This is a genomic window from Melaminivora alkalimesophila (genome assembly GCF_000282995.1).
GTDB lineage: Bacteria > Pseudomonadota > Gammaproteobacteria > Burkholderiales > Burkholderiaceae_C > Melaminivora > Melaminivora alkalimesophila.
This window is the reverse complement of sequence record NZ_ALEE01000069.1, coordinates 1-3,233: the sequence shown is the minus strand read 5'-3', so window position 1 is coordinate 3,233 and position 3,233 is coordinate 1. Positions and strand designations below refer to the sequence as shown.

The following is a 3,233-nucleotide window of genomic DNA, read 5'->3' as shown; positions in this document are numbered from 1 at the left end:
GCGGCGGCCGAGGCGGCGCGCGCCGCCGGCATCGCCGCGCACGTGCTGTCCGACGAGATGGAGGGCGAGTCGCGCGAGGTTGGGAAGGTGCACGCGGCGCTGGCGCGCGCGGTGGCGCGGGGCGGCGGGCCGTTTGCGCGGCCCTGCGTGCTCCTGTCGGGCGGCGAGACCACCGTCACCCTGCGCCCCCGGCGCCCTGGCGCGGCCCCGGGGCGGGGCGGGCGGGCGGGGGAGTTCTGCCTGGGGTTGGCGCAAGCCCTGCAGGGCCAGGCGGGCGTGTGGGCGCTGGCGGCCGATACCGACGGCATCGATGGCGTGGAGGACAACGCGGGCGCGCGCGTGGCGCCGGACACGCTGGCGCGCGCCGCTGCCCTGGGCCTGCGGCTCGACGACCACCTGGACCGCAACGACGCCTACGGCTGGTTCGAGCGCCTGGGCGACCTGGTGGTCACGGGGCCGACCTACACCAACGTGAACGATTTCCGGGCGCTGCTGGTGCTGTAGCGCAGCGCCTGTGAAAAAGCCGCGCGGGCCAGGCGCGGCTTTCTCCCGTGGGGCGGACGGCTCAGTAGCCCAGCGTCTGCCCGTCCGGGTTGCGCGGATCGGACGCGCCATACAGCATGCCGTCCCGAATCTGGATGGTCTGCGTGCGGCCCATGGCGGGCTTCACGGCCACCTTGTGGCCCCATTGGCGCAGCAGCGCCAGCGTGTCGCTGGAAAAACCCTTCTCGATGCGCAGCTCGTCGGGCGTCCACTGGTGGTGGAAGCGCGGCGTGGCGGCGGCTTCAAACGGGTTCATGCCGTAGTCGATGGTGTTGACCACGGTCTGCAGGACGGTGGTGATGATGCGCGCGCCGCCCGGGCTGCCCGTCACCAGCACCGGCTTGCCGTCCTTGAGCACCATGGTGGGCATCATCGACGACAGCGGCCGCTTGCCGGGCGCCACGGCGTTGGCGTCGCCGCCGATCAGGCCATAGGCATTGGCCACGCCCGGCTTGGCCGAGAAGTCGTCCATCTCGTTGTTCAGCACGATGCCCGTGCCCTTGGCGACGATGCCGCTGCCGAAGTTGGTGTTGAGCGTGTAGGTCACGGCCACGGCGTTGCCCGCCTTGTCCACCACCGAGAAGTGGGTCGTCTGGTCGCTCTCATACGGTTGGGGCTGGCCGGGCTTGATGGCCTTGGCGTCGCGCGCCTGCGTGGGCGCAATGCCGGCGGCCAGCTGCTCGGCGTAGCGCTTGGAGGTCAGGCCCTTGAGCGGCACCTTCACGAAGTCCGGGTCGCCCAGGTATTCCGAGCGGTCGGCGTAGGCCAGCTTCATGCTCTCGGCCATGTGGTGCACGCTGCGTGCGCTGTTCACGCCCCACTCCCTCATGGGCCAGCGCTCCATCATGTTCAGGATCTGGATCAGGTGTACGCCGCCCGAGGACGGCGGCGGCATACTCACGATCTGGTAGCCGCGGTAGCTGCCGGAGACCGGCTCGCGCTCCACCACCTTGTAGTTCTTCAGGTCGGCCAGCGTCAGCGCGCCGGCGTGCGGCGCCATCTCGGCGGCGATCTTCTGCGCGATCTCTCCCTCGTAGAAGGCCTTGGCGCCTTGCTGGCCGATCAGGCGCAGCGATTGCGCCAGGTCCTTTTGCACCAGCAGGTCGCCGCGCTGGAGCGGCGCGCCGTTCTTCCAGAAGATGGCCTGCGTGGCGGGCCACTTGCCCATGTTCTTCTGCTCCTGCTGCAGCACCTTGGCGAGCGTCTCGCTGACCACGAAGCCCTTGTCCGCCAGCTCCACGGCCGGGGCGACCACCTTGTTCAGCGGCATGGTGCCCCACTTCTTCAGCGCATGCTCCAGCCCGGCCACGGTGCCCGGCACGCCCACGGCGTAGTGCGTGTAGAGCGACTTGCCGTCGATCACGTTGCCCTGGGCATCGAGGTAGATGTCGCGCGTGAACCTCGAGGGCGCGACCTCGCGGAAGTCCAGCGCCACGTTCCTGCCGGTGCGCGCGTCGTGCACCATCATGAAGCCGCCGCCGCCGATGTTGCCGGCGTTCGGCAGCGCCACCGCCAGCGCAAAGCCCATGGCGACGGCCGCATCCACCGCGTTGCCGCCGGCCTTGAGGATGTCCAGGCCGATGCGCGAGGCCAGCTCCTGCTCGCTCGCGACCATGCCGTTCTTCGCCACCACCGGGTGGAACACGTCCATGTCGAAGTCGTAGGCGGCGGCCGCGGCCTGGGTGGCGCTCGGCTGCGGCGCGGCGGCCGGGGCCGTGACCACGGTCGTCGGTGGCGCCACAGAGGCCGGCGTGCCCGGCGCAGGGCTGCTGCAGGCGACGAGGCTGGCCAGTGCCAGCGCCACGCTGCCGGCCAGCATGGTGGAGCGAAATGCCATGGGAGTCTCCTTGGTTGTGGGGAGACCCGAGCGTAAACGTGACGGCAGGCAATGACAAGCGAATACAAAAACTGTATACACTCAACCGGATGACAGCATAGGGCAGCCCGCACTGCCTTGGAAGGAGACCCCCATGGGCTTGAGCACCCACGTCCTCGACACCATGCACGGCTGCCCGGCCGCCGGCATGGCGGTCACCCTCTACAGCACCCAGGGCGAGGCCGCCACGCTGGTCAAGCGCGTGGTGCTGAACCACGACGGAAGGACCGATGCGCCGCTGTTCGCCGACGCGCAGCTGCGCCCCGGCAGCTACCGGCTGTGTTTCGAGGTGGCGCAGTATTTCCGGGCGCGCGGCGTCGAGTTGCCCGAGCCGCCGTTCCTCGACGTGGTGCGCCTTGATTTCGGCATCGCCCACGCCGACCAGCACTACCACGTGCCCTTGCTGGTCAGTCCGTGGAGCTACTCGACCTATCGCGGCTCCTGACGCCCTCGGGGGTTGCCTAGAGCTGGCCTTCGGTCAGCGTGTCGAGCTGGAATTTTCCCGACTCGTCCCACAGCCAGGTGTCGGTGTAGGTGACTTGGCCCAGGCGCAGCGGCAGCGGGAAGGGCGCCGCTGCGCGGACGGTGCGCTCGATCTCCAGCACCACCTCCGGGGCGTGGCGGGGCGGGCGCAGCCAGTCCAGGCCCACCACCTGGCCGCGGGCGTCGATTTCCACATCCAGCACGCCAATCGCGTACAACAGCGGTGGCAGCATTCCCTGGTAGATGCGCGGGCCGTTCAACCGGTACAGATGCGCCGCGGCGTCCTGTCGGTAGGCCAGCGCGTTGTCGGCAAGCGATACCGGCGGGGCGC

3 protein-coding genes and 1 pseudogene are annotated in these 3,233 nt (G+C 69.9%); 2 read left to right on the top strand and 2 right to left on the bottom strand.

Translation table 11 applies throughout. The features are described from left to right. Nucleotides 1-504 (top strand): MOFRL family protein (locus A612_RS00830; protein ID WP_019372725.1); only part of this gene is annotated, 504 nt, incomplete at its 5' end. Nucleotides 505-565: 61 nt separating this feature from the next. Here the strand turns inward: A612_RS00830 and ggt are convergent. Next, the gene (gene ggt, locus A612_RS00825; protein ID WP_019372724.1) at nt 566-2,380 is read right to left on the bottom strand and encodes a gamma-glutamyltransferase; all 1,815 of its coding nucleotides are present in this window, start codon (nt 2,378-2,380) and stop codon (nt 566-568) included. A 133-nt stretch (nt 2,381-2,513) separates the two neighbouring features. Between ggt and uraH the strand changes: the two genes are divergently transcribed. Next, nucleotides 2,514-2,864: a hydroxyisourate hydrolase gene (gene uraH, locus A612_RS00820; RefSeq protein WP_019372723.1), complete on the top strand. Its 351-nt coding sequence runs from the start codon at nt 2,514-2,516 to the stop codon at nt 2,862-2,864. A gap of 16 nt (nt 2,865-2,880) precedes the next feature. Here the strand turns inward: uraH and A612_RS00815 are convergent. Beyond that, a pseudogene (locus A612_RS00815) lies at nt 2,881-3,233 on the bottom strand (hypothetical protein); the annotation flags it as partial.

Excerpts from the sequence above, each read along its gene's own strand:
- ggt (WP_019372724.1), bottom strand. The coding sequence starts at position 2,380 with ATGGCATTTCGCTCCACCATGCTGGCCGGCAGCGTGGCGCTGGCACTG.
- uraH (WP_019372723.1), top strand. The coding sequence starts at position 2,514 with ATGGGCTTGAGCACCCACGTCCTCGACACCATGCACGGCTGCCCGGCC.